The following is a 15,189-nucleotide window of genomic DNA, read 5'->3' as shown; positions in this document are numbered from 1 at the left end:
GAAATGCTATTCTGCACCGTCCTTGTCGAGCAGTTTCTTAACAGTTTCGCGAAGCTCGGCCACCTGCGCATAAAGTCGCGGCAGGCGGCGGATGTTCTTCTGCGCCTCGACATGGGTTTCCATCCGCACCGCCGGGCTGCCCAGCAGCACCCGGCCGGCGGGGGCATTGGTGAAGATCTTGGTCGCGCCCCCCGCGATCACGTCGTCGCCGACGAAGATGTTGTCCGAGACGCCGACCTGCCCGCCCAACACCACGCGGTTGCCGATCCGGGCCGAGCCGGCGACGCCGACAAGGCCGCAAAGCAGGCAATCCTCGCCCACGAGGCAATTATGGCCGACCTGCACGAGGTTGTCGATCTTGGTGCCGCGGCCGATGCGGGTGGCGCGGATGGTGCCGCGGTCCACGGTGGAATTGGCGCCGATCTCGACATCGTCGCCGATCTCCAGCCCGCCCAGGGAATGGATGCGGGTCCAGTGCTGCTGGCGGATCTCGGCCCGCTCGCCCAGGGATTGGCGGATCTCCTCGACGCCGGATTTCTCGGGCGTGACGAAGGAAAACCCGTCCGCGCCCAGCGAGACGCCGGGGTTCAGGATCACCCGGTCGCCGATGGTCACGCCATGGGCGATGCGCACGCCGGGATGGATCAGCGCGTCGCGGCCGATCACCGTATCGGCGCCGATCGAGACATGCGAGGCGATGCGCGCCCCCGCCCCGATCCGCACCCGCGGCCCGATGACCACGAAGGGGCCGACGGCGGCGTCCTCGGGCAGCTCGGCCGTGGGGTCGATCACCGCGCTGGCATGGATGCCCGGCGCGATGCCGGGGCCGGGATCGAAGGCGCGGGTCAGCCCTGCCATGGCCAGCCGCGGCCGCCCGACCAGGATGGCCGCGCGCAGCCCCAGCGCCTCGGGGTCGGTCCCCTCGGCCAGCAGGGCCATGCCGCCGGGGCTCAGCTTCTCGGCATAGGCGGGCGAGGTCGCGAGCGCGATCTGGTCCGCGCGCGCCTGCCCGGCTTCGGCCGCGCCGTTGACGATCAGGCCGCCGTCGCCCCAAAGGCGGGCATCCAGCGCGCGGGCCAGTTCGGCGATGGTCAGTGTCATGCGTTTCCCCTTGCTTCGGGGTTCATCTATTCATCCCCGGCCGCGGAATCCAGCCCGGCCTTCACCAGCGCCGCATGCACCAGCGCGTCGCGGCCATAGATATCCGGGAAGCGCCGGATCTGGCCGGTCTGGTCCGGAAATGCGGTGAAATAGACCAGATGCACCGGCACGGGCGGGCGCAGGTTCAGATAGGTCTCGCGCCCGGATTTCAGCGCCTTGGCGAACACCGCCTCGGGGCTTTCGACCTGACCCTTCAACAGCTCATGCGCCAGGTCGACGGGCCGGCCGACGCGGATGCAGCCATGCGAATAGGCGCGGCTGGACTGGTTGAACAGATGCTTGGTCGGCGTGTCGTGCAGATAGATGTTCCAGGGATTGGGGAACATGAACTTGACCTGCCCCAGCGCATTGTCGTCGCTGGGTTTCTGCCGCATCCGGTAGGGAAAGGTCCTGGCCGTATACTTGCGGAAATCGATGCGGTCGCGCGGGATGACATTGCCCGCCCCGTCCACCACGTCGAGATGGCCGACCGCATGGCGGTTGGCCTGCAGCCGCGGCAGGCATTCCTTGACGGTGATCGAGCGCGGCACGTTCCAGCGCGGATTGACCACCATGTATTTCATCGTCTCGCTGAACTCGGGCGTCTCGAATTCGCGATTGGCCTTGCCGATGACCACGCGGGTCTCGAACACCTCCTGCCCGTTCTCGTAGATGCGGGCGTTGAACTCGGGCAGGTTCACCCAGACGTGCCGGGCGTTCAGGTCGTGGCCGGCCATCCAGCGCATGCGCTCCAGCGCGACCAGGATCGCCTCGGCCTCGGGGCCGGTGCCGCGGTTGAGCCGTGCCACGGTGCGCGGTCCCGCCACGCCATCGGCCGGCAGACCGGCCGCCTGCTGATAGGCCGCGACCGCCTGCGCCAGCGGCGCGTCGAAGGTCAGCGGGCTACCCGTGGCGGGCGCGGCGAAACCCACCGAGGCCAGACGCACGCGCAGCGCCGCGACGGCGGGATCGCTGATCCCCTCGCGCCAGAGCCCCTCGGGCACCCGCGGCGCATCGGCCGGCGCGACCAGCCGCGACTGCCGGGCCAGCGCCTGGCGCAACGCTTCGTAGCGCGGATCCTGCGGCGGCAGGCCGGCCAGCATCGCGGCGGGATCGGCAGCGCGGGCGAATGCGCGCAGCAGATCGCCGGTGCGCGGGCGCTGCACCTCGCGCTTGATGCCCGGCTCGACCCGGCGCGGATCGAGAATGCCGCCGGTGACATCGTGGCTCCAATCGGCGAAGCTGCGGGCGAAGCGAAGCTCGGCCTCGACCGTCCCGGCCCCGTCGCGGTCGAGCTGCCGCAGCACGGCCGGACGATAGCGGCCCGCCGACAGCCCGTGCGAGGCCGCCTGTTCCACCGCCTCGATCAGCGCGGCGCGGCGCGCCGCCCCCCCTGCCCCCAGGAAGACCGGCTTCAGCCCGTTGCTGCCGTAGAAATCCGCCAGGCCCGGATGGGCGGCGACCCGCTCGGCCAGGCGCATCTCGGCTTCGGAAAAGGCCAGCCGCGGCGCCGGAAGCGCGGCCACGGGCGCGGCGTCCAGACCCTGCGCCACGGCAGGGCGCGGCAGCACCGCCAGCACCGCCAGAACAACCAGCGCACGAATCAACCCGGAAAGTGGCACGGAACGCATCCTTTTCTCTGTGACGGAAATCTTCGCATCGGCAACGATTCCGGTCCAGCGAACGGCGTTTTTTTCTTGCGTCACTGATGCAGCGCAGGCACGGCCGCGCAAAAACTTGGGCTCCGGTTCCGAATCGGCTTATCGTCGGCGGATTTTTGCCGAGAATGGCGGAACTCCGCCGCGCATGGAACGAAAAGCTTCCCTCGGCTCGCGCGCTGGTGACATATTCTTAACCGGTCCCGGCTAAACCGGGGCGTGCCGTTCAACGGGCGGCAAAACAACGAAAGCAGGACAGGCGATCTGACATGACGTTTGAAACTATCTCGCGTCGGGGCATCCTCGGTGTCTTCGCGGCGACGACGGTGGCAGCAGCGCCGGTTATGGCCAATGCCTTCGGACTTTTGCGGGGCGCCGGCGACATTCGCCGCATCCGCATGTATTCGGGGCGCACGGGCGAAAGCATCGACACCGTCTACTGGGTCGAAGGCAAGTATATCCGGGATGCCCTGAATGAAATCAACATCTTCATGCGCGACTGGCGGACGGGCCAGGCTATCGGCTTCGACCCGCGCACGATCGACATCGCCGCAGCCTCGCATCGGCTGCTGCAAACCAACGAACCCTACATGATGCTGTCGGGCTACCGCTCGCCGCAGACCAATGCCATGCTGCGCTCGCGCTCCTCGGGCGTGGCCAGGAACTCGCTGCACATGGTGGGCAAGGCTGCCGACCTGCGCCTGAAATCGCGCTCGGTCTCGCAGATGTACAAGGCCGCGGCGGCCTGCAATGCAGGCGGCGTCGGCAAATACTCGCGCTCGAATTTCGTCCATATGGACTGCGGTCCGATCCGCCATTGGGGCGCCTGACTCGCGATCGGTCAAATCGCGGTGATCACGCAAAGACCCGCCCCTTGGGGCGGGTTTTCGTTTGCCCGCGCGGCGCTAGCGCAGCCGCGGCGGCGCCGAGGGATCGCGGCGCGGCGGCTCGGGCGCCGGCGCCGGAGGCGGCGGCTCCAGCACCAGCGCGCCCGGCGGCAGCCCCGGCGCGGCGAAGCCGATATCGACCCCGCCGGGCAGTTCGGGCAGAAAGGCCAGCAATTCGGCCAGCGCCTTGGCGACCGCCGCCTCATGCGCCGGATCGACGCCGGCAAGGATCAGCGCGTGGTTGCGCCGCCCGTCCCGCCATTCCGCCGCGACCAGGGCCAGCCGTCCGACCAGCCCCGCCATGTCGCCCAGCCGCTGCGCCAGCGGCTCGGCCAGCAGCGCCACCGCCTCGGCCGAGGGCGCGCCCAGCCGCCGCGCCGCCTCGGCCCCCGCCATGCTGGGCCGCGCCGCAAGCGCCCGCCCCAGCCAGGCCAGCACCTCGGCATCCAGCATCAGCTGCGAGCCGTGGCCGGGGTTGAGAAGCAGCCCCTGCCCCTCCTCGGCCAGGGCCGCGGCAAGGACGCGGCCCGGCAGGGCGACATAGGCGACCGGCCCACCGACGAAGCCCGCCAGCCGATCCTCGCGGTCGCAGGCCAGGGCAAACCGGCCCTCGGGCAGGTCGAACAGCCGCAGCTCGGCACGGTCTCCGGCCGGCTCGGCCACCAGCGCGGCGAACAGCTCGGTATCGGCCAGGCGAGACAGGATGCGCGCGCGGGCGGGGGCGTCGGCCTCGTGAAAAGGAACCTTGCAAAGCTCATCCAGCGGGGTCATCGGGCTCTCTCAACAGGGCGGCAACGGCAGCGCGCAACTCCGGCAGCAACTCGGCCTGGAACCAGGGATTGCGCCGCAGCCACGCGGTATTGCGCCAGGACGGATGAGGCAAGGGAAAGATGTGCGGCGCATGATCGCGCCAGCCGGAGACCGTCGCCGTCACCCCGGCCTTTGCCGCCGCGCCCAGATGCCAGCGTTGCGCATGGCCGCCGACCAGCAGCGTCAGCCGCGGGGCCAGTTCGGCCATCACCCGCTCGCGCCAGGTCCGGGCGCAGATCGGCGGCGGCGGCAGGTCCGAGCCCTTGGCGTCATAGCCCGGAAAGCAGAAGGCCATGGGCACGATGGCGATGCGCGAGCGGTCGTAGAAGGTCTCGGCCGGCACGCCGATCCAGTCGCGCAGCCGGTCGCCCGAGCGGTCCGCGAAGGGCCGCCCCTGCAGATGCACCTGCATACCCGGCGCCTGGCCCACGATCAGGATGCGTGCGCCGGGCCGGAACCAGGCCACCGGGCGCGGGCTGTGCGCCGTCGCGGTCAGGGCGAAGCGCGGCGCGCAAAGCCGGCAGGCGGATATCTCGCGGACAAGGCTGGCAGAAGAGGACATGATCGCCAGATAGGCGCGCGGCGCCCGGCAAAAAAGACCCGCGCCCCTTCACGATATATAAAGCATTGCACGCCATGGTGGACAGCGCGGGCGCCCGGACATATTGTCCGCCTGCCGCGGCCGGGGCGTTCCGGCGGCGGCGGATATTTCGTGTCGTAACCATTGCCAGCCTGCGCGGCGTGCGGGGATCAGGACGGCCAGATGATCGAATTCGACAATGTCTCCAAGTCGTTCTGGACCGGGACCCAGCGCAAGGTGATCCTCGACCGTGCTTCGTTCCGGATCGACCTGGGGCGGTCGATGGGCATCCTGGCGCCGAACGGCACTGGCAAGACCACGATCATCAACATGATGTGCGGCCTGGAAAAGCCCGACGAAGGCACGATCCGCACCGATTGCCGGGTCTCGTTCCCGCTGGGCTTCATGGGCGGCATCACCGCGACGCTCAGCGCCAACGAGAATGCGCGCTTCATCGCCCGCATCTATGGTCTCGACCCGGATTATGTCGAGGCCTTCTGCCGCTGGCTCTGCGATATCGACGAATATTTCGACATGCCCGTCGGCACCTACAGCGCCGGCATGCGGGCGCGCTTCACCTTTTCGCTGATGCTGGCGCTGGAATTCGACGTCTATCTGATCGACGAGGGCATGCCCAGCACCACGGATGCCGAATTCAACCGCAAGGCCGGCTCGGTGCTTTACGACCGCCTGAAATCCGCCACCGTGGTGGTGGTGTCGCATCAGGCGCAAACCATTGAAAAATTCTGCAATTGCGCTGCCGTCCTGCGCGACGGCAGGTTATATCAGTTCGAAACCCTCGAAGAGGCCAAGCAGTATTATGACTACACCGCCTAAGGCCCGCGCCTATCGCATCAGCCGCGAGGAATCGGTCCTGGCGGTCAGCCAGGACGGCGACGCGGTCGAAACGGCGCGCAAGGTGCAGGTCGAACGGCACAGGCGCAGCCAGGCCGCCCCGCCCGAGCAGGCGAGCGAGCAGCTTTTCGCCGGCAACGAGGACGGTTTCGGCGATATGCGCTTCCCCGGCGCCGAGACGCCCGCGCCCCGGGACACGGCGCCCCAAGGCACGGCACCCCAAGGCGCGGCGCTTCAGGACACGACGCCCATGGCCGAACGCATCGCCGCGGTGCGGGCCGAGAACCTGACCGACCGCCAGCTGCGCATGGCCCGCCGCATCGCCGCCATGCACGAGATCGAGGTCGAATCCGATTACGAGGCGATCGTCATGCTGCGCGACCGCGGCATCGATCCCTTTCACCGCACCTCGGTGGGCAAGATCCTCTCGGAAGAGGGCGCGCGGGCCCAGGCGCAGGCCCAGGCCGGCCCGGCCTCGCCCTCGGCCAACATGCCGGTGCCGACCCGCAACTCCAGCCCCGCCCGCCGCGGCCGCGGGACGGAGATCACGCCGCTGCCGCCCGGCACGACCCAGCTTCCCTCGCGAGAGGCGCTGACCGAGGATCGCCGCGCCGCCGAGATCATCCGCATCCAGCAGGACATCGCCCGCCGGCGGCGGCGCAAGCTGGTGATGCTGCTGGCGCGGCTGGCCGCCTTCGTCGCCCTGCCGACGCTGATCGCGGGCTGGTATTACTTCTTCGTCGCGACGCCGCTTTACGCCACGGTGTCGCAGTTCCAGATCCAGCAGGCCGAGAAATCCAGCGCCGGCAGCCTTGGCGGGCTGTTCAGCGGCACGCAGCTTGCGACCAATCCCGATTCGATCTCGGTGCAGAGCTACCTGACCTCGCGCGACGCGATGATGCGTCTCGACAAGGATCTGGGATTCAAGCGCGCCTTCCAGGATCCGGCCATCGACCCCATCCTGCGTCTGCCGCCCGTGGCGAGCAACGAACAGGCCTACAAGCTCTATCGCAACTCGGTGAAGATCGGCTACGATCCGACCGAGGGGGTGCTGAACATGGAGGTGATTGCGCCAAATCCCCAGCTTTCGCAGGATTTCGCCCTGGCGCTGATCGAATATGCCGAAGAACAGGTGGACCAGATGACGGCCCGCCTGCGCGAGGATCAGATGAAGGGCGCGGTCGAAAGCTATCAGGATGCCGAGGCCAAGGTGCAGCAGGCGCAGCGCCGCGTGCAGGAGTTGCAGCAGAAGCTGGGGGTGCTCGACCCGGTGGCCGAGGGCGGCGTCATCATGGGCCATATCGCCGAACTCGAACGGCAACTGGCCGAGAAGAAGCTCGAGCTCGGGCAGCTGCAATCCAACGCCCGTCCCAATCCCAGCCGCGTCGCCGGCGTTACCGGCGATATCAGCCGGCTCGAGGAAATGCTGGCCCAGACCCGCAGCCAGCTGACCGAGGGCAACAGCGCCCGCGGCTCGCTGGCCGCCATCTCGGGCGAGATCCGCATCGCCGAATCCGACCTGCTGACCCGGCAGGAATTGCTGGCCGCCGCCGCCGCGCAGATGGAGAACGCGCGGATCGAGGCGAACAAGCAGGTCCGCTATCTCTCGCTCTCGGTGGCGCCGGTGCCGCCGGACGAGGCGACCTATCCCAAGGCTTTCCAGAACACGATCGTGGCCTTCCTGGTGTTTTCCGGCATCTATCTGATGCTGTCGCTGACCGCCTCGATCCTGCGCGAACAGGTATCCTCATGAAACATGTCCCGATCGGCAACGTCACTTTCGGAAACGATCTGCCCCTGGTGCTGATCGCCGGCCCCTGCCAGCTAGAAACCCTGGACCATGCGCTGATGATCGCCGAGACCGTCGCCGGGGCCTGCGCCAAGGCGGGGGCCGGCTTCGTGTTCAAGGCCAGCTACGACAAGGCCAACCGCACCTCGCTCAAGGGCCGGCGCGGCATCGGCATCGACGAAGGCCTGCGCATGCTGGAAGAGGTGCGCAGCCGCATCGGCTGTCCCGTGCTGACCGATGTGCATGATATCGAGCAGGCGCGCCTGGCCGGAGCCGCGGTCGATATCATCCAGATCCCGGCCTTCCTGTCGCGCCAGACCGACCTGCTGCTGGCGGCGGGCGAGACCCGGGCGGCGGTGAACATCAAGAAGGGCCAGTTCCTGGCGCCCTGGGACATGCCCAATGTTGCCGAGAAGGTCGCCTCGACCGGGAACGAACGCATCCTGCTGACCGAACGCGGCGTCAGCTTCGGCTACAATACGCTGGTTGCCGACATGCGCAGCCTGCCGATCATGGCGCGGACCGGCTGGCCGGTGGTCATGGACGCGACCCATTCCGTGCAGCAGCCCGGCGGCCAGGGCGGCTCGTCCGGCGGGCAGCGCGAATTCGCGCCGGTCATGGCGCGGGCGGCGGTGGCGATCGGCGTGGCCGGCGTCTTCATCGAGACGCATCAGGATCCGGACAACGCGCCCTCGGACGGGCCGAACATGATCCATCTCGAGCGGATGCCGGCACTGATCGCCTCGCTGATGCGCTTCGACGCGCTGGCCAAGCTTGACCCGGTGATGGGCTGATCAGCCGGCCGCGATGGCCCGCGCCGCCGCATGGCCCGAGGCCCAGGCCCATTGGAAGTTGTAACCGCCCAGCCAGCCGGTGACATCGACCACCTCGCCGATGAAATAGAGCCCGGGAACCGATCTTGCCTGCATGGTCCGGGAATCGAGCGCCCGCGTATCGACCCCGCCCACCGTGACCTCGGCCGTCCGCCAGCCTTCCGAGCCGACCGGCCGCAGATTCCAGCGCTTGATCCGCGCGGCGAGCCGGTCCAGCGCGGCATTCCCCTGATCCGCCAGCCGCGCCCCGGCCAGGCCCACCTCGGCCGTGACCGCCTCGGCCAGCCGCGCGGGCAGCCAGCGCGCCAGCGCCGTGGCCACGGCAAGGCGGCCGCCCTGGCCGCGGATCTCGCGCAGGCCGGCGACGATATCCGCATCGGGGGCCAGATCGACGGTGATATCCTCTCCCGGGCGCCAGAAGCTCGAGATCTGCAGGATCGCCGGCCCCGACAGCCCGCGATGGGTGAACAGCAACCCGTCCCGGAACAGACGGCGCCGCCGACCGCTGCCATGGCTGACCTCGGCCAGGACCGACAGCCCGGCCAGGGGCCGGCAAAGGTCCAGGTCCTGCTGGGCGAAGGTCAGCGGCACCAGCCCCGGTCTCGGCTCGATCAGCGAAAGCCCAAACCGGGCGGCGATCTCGTAGCCGATGCCCGTTGCGCCCATCTTGGGAATCGACTTGCCGCCGGTCGCCACCACCACCCGGCGTGCCGCCAGCGGCCCGCGTGCCGTCCCGACCAGGAAACCCTGCCCCGCCGGCTCGACCTGCTGCACCGCAGTCTCGAGACGCAACTCGGCGCCGCGCATCCGATGCAGCAGCATGTCGATGATCTGCCGGGCGCTGTCGTCGCAAAACAGTTGGCCGAGCGTCTTTTCGTGCCAGGCGATGCCGGATGTTTCGACCATGGCAAGGAAATCCGCCGGCGTGAAGCCCGCCAGCGCCGAGGCCGCGAAACGCGGATTGCCCGAGACGAAGCGGTCGAGCGCGGTCGCGAGATTGGTGAAGTTGCAGCGTCCGCCGCCGGAGATGCGAATCTTTTCGCCCGGCGCGTGGGCGTGATCCAGAACCACGACCCGCCCCGCCCCCTCGCCCGCCTGCTGCAGGATCGAGCCGGCGCAGAAAAGCCCGGCCGCACCGGCGCCAAGAATGACTGTGTCCACCTGTTCCATGCGCGGCGCATAGAGTGCCTGCGCCGGGGCCACAAGATTTTTCCGTTTTGCCTCTTGCGCCCCTGCACGGCCTTGGCTAGATACGCCCCCACAGTTGGGGCGTGGCCAAGTGGTAAGGCAACGGTTTTTGGTACCGTGTACCGTAGGTTCGAATCCTACCGCCCCAGCCAGTCATCCGAAAAGCGCAGTTGCTTCAGCACGTTGATGCCGCCCGACAGGGGTTGGTGACAGTATGTCAGCATAATGACACGCCGTCATCCCGCCGCTGCGACCCGCTGGCCCCACATCAAGGGATCCGTTTTGGGCATTGCAAACTATGTGTTTCGGCGCGGTCGGCTGTATGTGTGGCGGCGCCTGTATCGCGGACACGCCGTCCAAATCCCACTCTCAACAGCCGACCCGTTCGAGGCGAAACGATTGGCGGGTGCGGCGGTCAGGGTATCAACCTTAGGTTGGAATCTGCTTGACCGGGGCGAGGCAGAGTTGTCCACTGTCCGGGACGCGATCCGCGCCGCCGTGAAGCACGAGCGAGTCGCGATGGACTATGAGGCCGCCGGGGGGAAACCCCGCCACCTTTCCGGGAGTATCCGCCTTCTAATTCTTTTTCGGACTGACCGCCCCCGATGATGAGCCGGAACGGCCCAAGCGTGACGCGCAGGGGCCGAACATTGCGGATGCCGCCAAAACGCCGACACGTCCCCCCGTTTCATCGGCATCAAGGCCCGCGCCCGCCACCACCCCAGCCCAGACCCGCAAGACGTCGCCCCAGAGCGCCGCACAGTCGGTCCCAGAGGCTTCGCCGCGTCGACCCAAGCAACGCCCCGCCGCGCCTGCCGGATTCTCGGCCCGCATCGCGGATGTGGTGACGCGGATGAGCGCGACTCACGCCCGCACCGGACGCGCCAACGCCAAGACCCTGACCCAGATGCGCGTCATCGCGGATCTGTTCTGCGAGATTACGGGCCTGGATGATGTGAGGGACGTGCGACAGACACATCTGGCGGGCTTCGTCGCCACGCTTGACCGCCTGCCACCTGCCTACCGGCGCAGCGCGGCAGAGCGGGACAAGCCCATCATGGAGATCATCGCGGAAGCGGAGGCGTCCGGCGTCAAGTGCGGGCTGTCCGTTGCCACGGTGAACCGGAACCTTGTTCACCTTGGCAAGGTGTTGAAAGCGGCGCAGGCCGAAGGGCTGCGGATTGACCCCAGCGTGAATCCGTCCCTGCTGCGCCGTTTTTCCAAGCGCGCTGCCAAAGACGACCGCGACGCGTTCACGCCGGACGATGTGCGGCAGATCTTCGGTGCGCCGGTCTGGACGGGATGCAAGAGCGCGAAACGTCGCCGCGAGCCGGGCGACGTGATCGTGAAGGACTGGCTTTATTGGGTGCCGCTGATTGCCGCCTATACCGGCGCGCGGAGGGAAGAGATTTGCGGGTTAGAGACTGTGGACGTTGAGGACGAGGGCGGGATCCCGATTTTCCGCATTCGCGTGAACGCGCGTCGCGGCATCAAGAACGCGCAGTCCGAACGGCGAATCCCGATTCACTCGCATTTGGTAGAGTTGGGGTTTCTCGATTACGTCCGCGACCAGCGGGAGCGCAAACGCACCCACCTGTTTCACGACCTGAAACGGAAGAGTGCCGAGTCACAGATCGGCGACTCCATAGATTATATGTGGCGAAACATCCAGGCCGACCGGCTTGGGCCGCAGCCCCGCAAGACTTTTCATTCCTTCCGGCATTATGCCGTTCAGGGACTGCGTGCGGAATCGGATGTTGAGAAGCATGTCAGGGCCGAACTGTTCGGGCACTTGGTCGGGGACATTGAGGATGACCGCTATGGCGGTCGGGCACCCGTGGCGACTCTGCGTGCCGCCGTCGAGGCGTTGCCTCGGGTGTTTTGATCTTGCCCATTCTTGTTTTTTTAGAGCGCGCGCCTCTGGCGCGATGGGGGTTTTGAAGGGGGCGGTGCCCCCTTCTTGTATATTCAAGATCTGCCTAAGACTCTTGAGGAGTCTTAGACAGATCTTGATCGAAAAACATAAGAAATGCGTGTTATATAATATTATCAATCCGTTGCTGGTCAATATCGTTAAAGAAACTGACACCAATAGAACGCAGTTATGACACCAATAGAACGCACCTTTGACATCAATAAAACGCAGGCGGTCAGGCTGTATTTTCGATCAGTCGAGGACGGATGAAACGCCATTTGTCTGTGCCGGTTTTGGTAATATTCCAGCCCGCAGCGGACCGAATCTCATCAACCGCTTTGCGCACCTTGGTTATACGGCTTCGAGCGGTGCGCGGCGTATCAGCCGGATCCGGCCACACATAGCCAGATAAAGTTTCTGCGGAAACCTCACGTGATTTTCCCGGATCAACGAACGCAGAAAGCCGTTGATGAATCAACCTTGCCGGATCGGAATCAAGGGCACGGGTTTCCATCAGGTCAATCCGAGCATGCGCACCACCAATAACCGCAGCAGCAAGTCGAGGATTGAAAGCGACCCGCAATCCGCCCGTATCCTCATCACTCGCATAGACCGAGAGCAGGCGAGAACCAATGCGCCTTCTGCCTGATTGAACAAAAATGGTGACGCTGAAAAGCCGTTCAATAGATTTCTTTAAGCGCTTGATTCCGGGACCGTCTTCCGGCGCGCCGATTTCGCGCGCCAACCGCCGCAGGCTGTCGTTGATGACGACAGAGGTAGGCTTGATGACTGCCTGCTTTATCTCATCATCTGCTGGTTCGTAGAGCAAATCCAGAAGGCGCTTGCCCACGTCGGAGGCTGTGGCCGAGTTTTGAAGCAGTTTTCCCTCTGGTCCAGCCATCGCAACCAGCCCTTGAAACACCCGCATGTCCAGCACCCCGAGCGGTTCAAAGCCACGAAACTCGAGTCTTTCCCCATCCCCGTAATCATAGGTTATGTCGAGTTTCAGCTTCTTTCGATCGCTTGGGCCAAGCGAACGGAACAGGCCGGGGGCAAGTGCATGCGCGCGGTCAATCCGAGCGTGAGAAAGATCAGCCATCCTCGCCCCTCCGCTGTTGCGCCGCAGGGTGCGGGACGACTTTTCCGGCGACAACGTTGCGAACACCGTTCGCAACCTCCAGCGTTAGGGCGGGTTTCAGGACGCCACCGGCACCCCGTTCAAGCCATTTGTCAGGGATGGGCGGGCCGAAGTTCGCCTTGGCCTGGACGAGCCGCACGAAGCGTTTTCGGTCATCGACCTTGTGGCGTTCCGCCTCTGTCTCGGACATGCCGAGCAGGTTCCATTGCCCGCCCCGGATGTTGTCCACCAGAACGGACGAGCCGCGCGCGGCCTGCTGCTCACCGCCCGCACCGTTCAGGGCGGCTCCTTTCGCGGTGTGGTGCAGGAACAGGATGCTTGCGCCGGTGCGCTCACATATCCCCTCCATGACGCCGAGAAGCTGGGCCATCGGCCCGGATGCGTTCTCGTCCTCGATGTGAAAGCGGCGCAGCGTGTCCACGATTGCCAACCGTGCCGAGTCACAGACGCGCTCCAGCGCGTCCGCCCAAGCCGCCTCCCCGATGTTGACCTGACGCCCCATCAGCGGCAGCACCGTTAGGTTGTTCGAGACGGTCCGGCGGGCGTCCGGGTCCAGATGCTCCGCCAGAGCGTGGAAGCGATGCGCAAGGGCGGAACGTGGATCCTCTGCGGGCAGATACACGACCCGCCCGTGCGCGGGGATGCCGATTTCCGCAAGGTCTGGCCCGCCCGCGACCCCGACCGCGATTTCCAAGGCCAGCCATGACTTGCCCGCGCCGCCTTGGGCAACAAGACTGCCAACCGTGCCCGCGATCATTCCGGGCAGCACGATGTCGATGGGGGGCGGTGCGGCGTCAAACGCTGCGGCTATGTCGAGCGGCGCGATGCCCACCAACGGATTGAGGAAGTTCTTAGTTCTGGTCATGAGCGCACCTCGCTGCTCCAACCCCGCTTTCACCGAAAACTTGGCGCCGTGCAGGGTGGTCCAACGCCAGTAAGTCCAGCAGTGCGATATGTGCGCCGCCGGCTTGCTGCCACCCTCAAGCTACTAACCTTCAGTTTTTTCAAGAAAAATATTTTCAGGAGCATCGCTTGCACCCAAAAAAACACAACGCTTGGCCTCAAACTTTCATTTGACATTCACCTGTATCAAAGCAAGTCTTATCAGACGGTTAACCGTCACGTCAGAAGCATCTCTTACCATCACTGCCTGATGTGCAGAGTCATGAAGGGGCCAGTCTTTGCAAGTCGGGATTCGCGTTTATAAGCTTAGCATTTACAGCAATCACAAATCCTATAAGCACATCTCCGGGAGCGGCGCTCAGGACATCCAAAAAGCCGTAAGGACTTTTATCTCCAAATATAAGCAGACTCCCTTTATTAGAGTCTCCTCATCTGATGACGGTGCAGAGGGCGAAAAAAGATCTCATCGTTTCCTGTCACAAAAAGATGACGTCAATACCCAGCACGGCCTAATCAGATACGGAACTTTCGGATACGGAACAGATGTTGAGGACGTGACGACTGGAATTATCGCTCATACGCGAACAACGGAGGAGGCTGACACCATTCCTCTCTATTATCGTTTCTGGTGGCCAGATGGCTATACTTATGGACTATGGGCGTTTCAGTCTTATTCAGGTAGGTCCTGCGCGACATCGGTGCTATCCGAATTCCGGAGCCAATACAGAGACTGGTTTCCAGATTGGAAGGTCGAGGCGAAGAAAATCGTTCATGATGAGTTGGCGGAACACAAAGTGAAGTCGGTCAAGAAAATCACATTGGTAAAACCGAGAGCTTCAGGCGGAACGGTAGCGCAGGCTTTGCGACCGACCAATCCTAACGTTGAAGTAGATGTATCTCTTGAGGTCACGGCAAGAGGAAAGGGCACATTCGGAAGACTTGGAGATATCAAAGACAGGCTAAAAGGAAATATGAGTGTGGACGGGACGGACTTCAGCCGTGCTTATGCCACTGTATCCGTCAATGGAAAGCCCAAAAAAATTGGTGTTATAGGCGTATCTTCAAATACCGGAGTGATCGATGTTACGGAGCAGGTAACATTTGACGCAGCGACAATGATGCCGACAATCAAAAGCATCGCTGAGATTACCAAGATTGAAATGGAAGATTTCGCCTTGAAGCTCGGAAGCTGAATGTGCTTAGGTCATGTTGACAAATGGCGGAGCCAGAGCCTGATGCAGGCGACGTCGACGAAGCCAAGGAAGCTTTCGGCGGTTTTGTCGTAGCGGGTTGCAAGGCGGCGGCTATTTTTCAGCTTGTTGAAGCAGCGCTCGACCATGTTGCGCAGGGTGTAGATGGTCATGTCGACAGCCTTGCGCACCCTTCGGTTCCTTCGCATCGGTATCATGGGCAGGGCGTTGCGGCTCTCGATGTCTTCCCGAATTTTATCAGAGTCATAGCCCCTGTCGGCGACCAGAACTGCTGGTTGCGGC

14 protein-coding genes and 1 tRNA gene are annotated in these 15,189 nt (G+C 64.9%); 7 read left to right on the top strand and 8 right to left on the bottom strand.

What is annotated here, in order from left to right:
* Positions 1 to 6: 6 nt before the first annotated feature.
* The gene (lpxD, locus tag PARJ55_RS0118045) at positions 7 to 1,101 is read right to left on the bottom strand and encodes a UDP-3-O-(3-hydroxymyristoyl)glucosamine N-acyltransferase (protein ID WP_028714295.1); all 1,095 of its coding nucleotides are present in this window, start codon (positions 1,099 to 1,101) and stop codon (positions 7 to 9) included.
* A 26-nt stretch (positions 1,102 to 1,127) separates the two neighbouring features.
* Positions 1,128 to 2,762 (bottom strand): murein L,D-transpeptidase, encoded by a 1,635-nt coding sequence (locus PARJ55_RS0118040; RefSeq protein WP_028714294.1) that lies wholly within the window; start codon positions 2,760 to 2,762, stop codon positions 1,128 to 1,130.
* 305 nt (positions 2,763 to 3,067) lie between these two features.
* Between PARJ55_RS0118040 and PARJ55_RS0118035 the strand changes: the two genes are divergently transcribed.
* A complete protein-coding gene (locus tag PARJ55_RS0118035) occupies positions 3,068 to 3,628 on the top strand; it encodes a DUF882 domain-containing protein (RefSeq protein WP_028714293.1) in 561 nt (186 codons plus the stop codon).
* 75 nt (positions 3,629 to 3,703) lie between these two features.
* On the opposite strand, the gene PARJ55_RS0118030 is transcribed toward PARJ55_RS0118035, so the two are convergent.
* On the bottom strand, positions 3,704 to 4,456 hold the full coding sequence (locus PARJ55_RS0118030) for an SseB family protein (RefSeq protein ID WP_028714292.1): 753 nt from the start codon (positions 4,454 to 4,456) through the stop codon (positions 3,704 to 3,706).
* On the bottom strand, positions 4,440 to 5,057 hold the full coding sequence (locus PARJ55_RS0118025) for a uracil-DNA glycosylase family protein (RefSeq protein WP_028714291.1): 618 nt from the start codon (positions 5,055 to 5,057) through the stop codon (positions 4,440 to 4,442). Before PARJ55_RS0118025 ends, PARJ55_RS0118030 begins: the two co-directional genes overlap by 17 nt.
* A 201-nt stretch (positions 5,058 to 5,258) precedes the next feature.
* Between PARJ55_RS0118025 and PARJ55_RS0118020 the strand changes: the two genes are divergently transcribed.
* Genes PARJ55_RS0118020 through kdsA form a run of 3 tightly spaced genes read left to right on the top strand, consistent with a single transcriptional unit; the run spans position 5,259 to position 8,513 of the window.
* Entirely contained in the window at positions 5,259 to 5,912 is a 654-nt protein-coding gene (locus PARJ55_RS0118020) for an ABC transporter ATP-binding protein (RefSeq protein WP_028714290.1), read from the top strand.
* Entirely contained in the window at positions 5,896 to 7,683 is a 1,788-nt protein-coding gene (locus PARJ55_RS0118015; RefSeq protein ID WP_028714289.1) for a capsule biosynthesis protein, read from the top strand. The genes PARJ55_RS0118020 and PARJ55_RS0118015 overlap by 17 nt, the downstream gene beginning before the upstream one ends.
* A complete protein-coding gene (kdsA, locus tag PARJ55_RS0118010) occupies positions 7,680 to 8,513 on the top strand; it encodes a 3-deoxy-8-phosphooctulonate synthase (RefSeq protein WP_028714288.1) in 834 nt (277 codons plus the stop codon). Before PARJ55_RS0118015 ends, kdsA begins: the two co-directional genes overlap by 4 nt.
* On the opposite strand, the gene PARJ55_RS0118005 is transcribed toward kdsA, so the two are convergent.
* Entirely contained in the window at positions 8,514 to 9,722 is a 1,209-nt protein-coding gene (locus PARJ55_RS0118005) for an NAD(P)/FAD-dependent oxidoreductase (protein WP_028714287.1), read from the bottom strand.
* A 95-nt stretch (positions 9,723 to 9,817) separates the two neighbouring features.
* Between PARJ55_RS0118005 and PARJ55_RS0118000 the strand changes: the two genes are divergently transcribed.
* Positions 9,818 to 9,892: transfer RNA gene (locus PARJ55_RS0118000), tRNA-Gln, on the top strand.
* Between the two features lie 701 nt (positions 9,893 to 10,593).
* Positions 10,594 to 11,625 (top strand): site-specific integrase, encoded by a 1,032-nt coding sequence (locus tag PARJ55_RS0117995; protein ID WP_028714286.1) that lies wholly within the window; start codon positions 10,594 to 10,596, stop codon positions 11,623 to 11,625.
* A gap of 265 nt (positions 11,626 to 11,890) precedes the next feature.
* On the opposite strand, the gene repC is transcribed toward PARJ55_RS0117995, so the two are convergent.
* Complete coding sequence (gene repC, locus PARJ55_RS23495; protein WP_084637906.1) at positions 11,891 to 12,754, bottom strand: replication protein C, IncQ-type; 864 nt, start codon at positions 12,752 to 12,754, stop codon at positions 11,891 to 11,893.
* Positions 12,747 to 13,658, bottom strand: a complete 912-nt coding sequence (locus PARJ55_RS22495) for a helicase RepA family protein (protein WP_084637905.1) — start codon at positions 13,656 to 13,658, stop codon at positions 12,747 to 12,749. The genes repC and PARJ55_RS22495 overlap by 8 nt, the downstream gene beginning before the upstream one ends.
* A 316-nt stretch (positions 13,659 to 13,974) precedes the next feature.
* On the opposite strand from PARJ55_RS22495, the gene PARJ55_RS24115 reads away from it, so the two are divergent.
* Complete coding sequence (locus tag PARJ55_RS24115) at positions 13,975 to 14,889, top strand: hypothetical protein (RefSeq protein ID WP_156929529.1); 915 nt, start codon at positions 13,975 to 13,977, stop codon at positions 14,887 to 14,889.
* 11 nt (positions 14,890 to 14,900) lie between these two features.
* Here PARJ55_RS24115 and PARJ55_RS0117985 read toward each other — a convergent pair.
* The coding region (locus tag PARJ55_RS0117985; RefSeq protein ID WP_028714285.1) for an IS5/IS1182 family transposase at positions 14,901 to 15,189 on the bottom strand (289 nt) is incomplete at its 5' end.

Origin of the sequence: Paracoccus sp. J55 (genome assembly GCF_000513975.1) — a bacterium.
Classification (GTDB): domain Bacteria; phylum Pseudomonadota; class Alphaproteobacteria; order Rhodobacterales; family Rhodobacteraceae; genus Paracoccus.
This window is presented reverse-complemented; position numbering and strand designations above follow the sequence as displayed.

What these genes read in the sequence shown, in the direction of transcription:
- PARJ55_RS0118020 (WP_028714290.1), top strand. Translation starts at nt 5,259, where the DNA reads ATGATCGAATTCGACAATGTCTCCAAGTCGTTCTGGACCGGGACCCAG.
- PARJ55_RS0117995 (WP_028714286.1), top strand. Translation starts at nt 10,594, where the DNA reads ATGAGCGCGACTCACGCCCGCACCGGACGCGCCAACGCCAAGACCCTG.
- lpxD (WP_028714295.1), bottom strand. Translation starts at nt 1,101, where the DNA reads ATGACACTGACCATCGCCGAACTGGCCCGCGCGCTGGATGCCCGCCTT.
- kdsA (WP_028714288.1), top strand. Translation starts at nt 7,680, where the DNA reads ATGAAACATGTCCCGATCGGCAACGTCACTTTCGGAAACGATCTGCCC.
- PARJ55_RS22495 (WP_084637905.1), bottom strand. Translation starts at nt 13,658, where the DNA reads ATGACCAGAACTAAGAACTTCCTCAATCCGTTGGTGGGCATCGCGCCG.
- PARJ55_RS0118035 (WP_028714293.1), top strand. Translation starts at nt 3,068, where the DNA reads ATGACGTTTGAAACTATCTCGCGTCGGGGCATCCTCGGTGTCTTCGCG.
- repC (WP_084637906.1), bottom strand. Translation starts at nt 12,754, where the DNA reads ATGGCTGATCTTTCTCACGCTCGGATTGACCGCGCGCATGCACTTGCC.
- PARJ55_RS0118025 (WP_028714291.1), bottom strand. Translation starts at nt 5,057, where the DNA reads ATGTCCTCTTCTGCCAGCCTTGTCCGCGAGATATCCGCCTGCCGGCTT.
- PARJ55_RS0118030 (WP_028714292.1), bottom strand. Translation starts at nt 4,456, where the DNA reads ATGACCCCGCTGGATGAGCTTTGCAAGGTTCCTTTTCACGAGGCCGAC.
- PARJ55_RS0118015 (WP_028714289.1), top strand. Translation starts at nt 5,896, where the DNA reads ATGACTACACCGCCTAAGGCCCGCGCCTATCGCATCAGCCGCGAGGAA.
- PARJ55_RS0118005 (WP_028714287.1), bottom strand. Translation starts at nt 9,722, where the DNA reads ATGGAACAGGTGGACACAGTCATTCTTGGCGCCGGTGCGGCCGGGCTT.